This is a genomic window from Alcanivorax sp. (assembly GCF_051117345.1).
In the GTDB taxonomy this organism is placed as follows: Bacteria; Pseudomonadota; Gammaproteobacteria; order Pseudomonadales; family Alcanivoracaceae; genus Alcanivorax.
This window is the reverse complement of the sequence record NZ_JBNPEC010000044.1, coordinates 1-2,335: the sequence shown is the minus strand read 5'-3', so window position 1 is coordinate 2,335 and position 2,335 is coordinate 1. Positions and strand designations below refer to the sequence as shown.

Annotated in this window: 2 protein-coding genes; both read left to right on the top strand. The window is 58.2% G+C overall.

Features of this window, described 5'->3' with window-relative positions:
- The first annotated feature begins 99 nt into the window (after positions 1-99).
- The gene (locus ACFE0K_RS03125) at positions 100-1,089 is read left to right on the top strand and encodes a YhdH/YhfP family quinone oxidoreductase (RefSeq protein ID WP_434534676.1); all 990 of its coding nucleotides are present in this window, start codon (positions 100-102) and stop codon (positions 1,087-1,089) included.
- Positions 1,090-1,226: 137 nt separating this feature from the next.
- Positions 1,227-2,183, top strand: a complete 957-nt coding sequence (locus tag ACFE0K_RS03120; RefSeq protein WP_434534675.1) for a zinc transporter ZntB — start codon at positions 1,227-1,229, stop codon at positions 2,181-2,183.
- The last annotated feature ends 152 nt before the right edge of the window (positions 2,184-2,335 follow it).

Genomic DNA, 2,335 nt, shown 5'->3' with positions numbered 1-2,335 from the left:
ACCGCCAGAATTTGGGTGCCGCGCACATGGTACCAAAGGGTTTGTTTCGCGACTCGTAGCTAGTCGCCTGTAACTAGCCGCTTCAGAAGGAGTTCGATCATGAGTGTCCAAGCCCTGCTGACCCGTGATACCGAGAACGGGTACGAAACCGTACTGGAAGCACGCGAGCTGACAGATCTGGGAGAAGAGGGGGTGCTGGTGCGTGTCCACTGGTCATCCCTGAACTACAAGGATGCGCTTTCTGCCACCGGCAACAAGGGGGTTACCCGCCAGTTTCCCCATACGCCGGGCATTGATGCGGTGGGTGTGGTCGAGGAAACGTTGGACGGTCCTTTCAGTGTTGGTGATACGGTGATCTGCACAGGTTATGACCTGGGCATGAATACCGATGGTGGCTACGGTCAGTACATCAGGGTGCCTGCTGAGTGGCTGGTTCCTCTGCCTGAGGGGCTGGCTCCCCGCGATGCCATGGTGCTGGGTACCGCCGGGCTGACCGCCGCCCTGTGCGTGGAATCGCTGCTCGACACCGGCCTGAATCCGGACCAGGGACCAGTGCTGGTAACTGGCGCCACTGGTGGGGTGGGCAGTATCAGTGTCGCCATCCTGGCCAAACTGGGGTTCTCCGTGACCGCCGTGAGCGGCAAGTCCGAATCACACCAGTGGCTCAAGTCGCTGGGCGCCAGTGAGGTGATCAGTCGCGACAGTTTTCTCGAGAACGCTGGCAAACCCATGCTGAAAGAACAATGGGCTGGGGCGGTGGATTGTGCTGGTGGTGATATGCTGACCACGGCATTGAAGAGTCTTAAGTATGGTGGCAGCGCCGCCTGCTGTGGGTTGGCCGCATCTCCCAAGCTGGAAATGACCGTATTGCCCTTTATCCTGCGCGGTGTGAACTTGCTGGGAGTGGACAGTGTCGAGCTGCCCTGCGAGATAAAACAGCAAATGTGGCAGTTGCTTGCGGACGAGTGGATGCCTGCGGATCTGTCTCTGCTGGAAGCGGATGAGGTTGAGCTGGAAGGTGTTAACGCCTGGGTGGAAAAAATCCTCCAGGGCGGCGTCCAGGGGCGTGTGGTCGTGCGCTTGCCCTGATGGCTGGCCGTTCAATCTTCGAAAAAAGCGCGGCATGTCCGCGCTTTTTTATTTGTCTGAAGAAAGTCACTCACGCATTCTATGATCATGCGATATTTCGATAACAGGCAGGCGGGACAACAAGGGCATGAGCCACAATGAGTGACAACAACTGGCTGAAAATTGCATTGCAACTGAATGGCCGGGGTGGTGCAACCGAACTGGCTGCTCAACAGCCTTTAACGGACGCCGCCGCCTACTGGGTACATCTGGACTACACCCGAGAAGAAAGTGAACAGTGGTTGCGTCAACAGGCCATACCGCAGGCGGTGATTGATTCGCTGACTGCAGCGGAAACCCGCCCCCGTGCCTCGGAGGTGGCCGGTGGCGTACTGGTGTATTTGCGCGGCGTTAACCTGAATCCGGGTGCACGGCCTGAAGACATGATCGCCCTGCGCATGTGGGTTGGTCCAGCGGGGCTGGTGAGTACCCAGAAGCGCGCCTTACTGAGTGTCGAGGCGGTCAAACAGACGCTGGACAGTCTGCAAGGCCCGGCATCCATCAGCACTCTTGTGGCCGAGCTGGTGGATCAGTTGATCTGGCGTATGGAAGAGGTGATCGAGAATCTGGAGTCGGAAGTTGAGGGCTGTGCTATGCAGCTGGAAGAGGCCCCCACATCCAGTCTGACGCCACAATTGAGTCTGCTACGTCGACGAGCAATTACGCTGCGACGGTATCTTGCTCCCCAGCGTGAGGCATTGATCAAGCTGCAGAACGAAGCGCTGTTTGCGGCGGCGGATACCATGCTGATCCGCGAGGCTACGGATCGTTTGCAGCGTTTGCTGGAAGACCTGGATGCAGCCAGGGAGCATGCCACGCTGTTGCAGGAAGAGGTCTTTTCGGTGCAGAACGAAGCGATCAATGACCGTATGTATTTGCTGGCGATCATTTCGGCATTGTTCCTGCCGTTGGGGTTTCTGACCGGCCTGTTCGGTATCAACGTGGGTGGCCTGCCTGGCGTCGAGGATCCGCATGCTTTCTGGTGGTTCTGTTCCGGCGTGGGCGTGATTGCCCTTGGTGTTGCTATCTGGATGCGAAAACGCCGCTGGTTGTAGCCAGCGGCGTTCGGTATCTACCGTTGATGTGCCTGTTGTTGGTCAGGCCCGGCGGTAGATCGGTCTGGGCTCGTTGACGGCAGCCTGGTAGGTGACGCTGGAATCCTTCAGCCCCGGTAGCGCTTCTTCAATGCTGCGATCTGCACGGACTT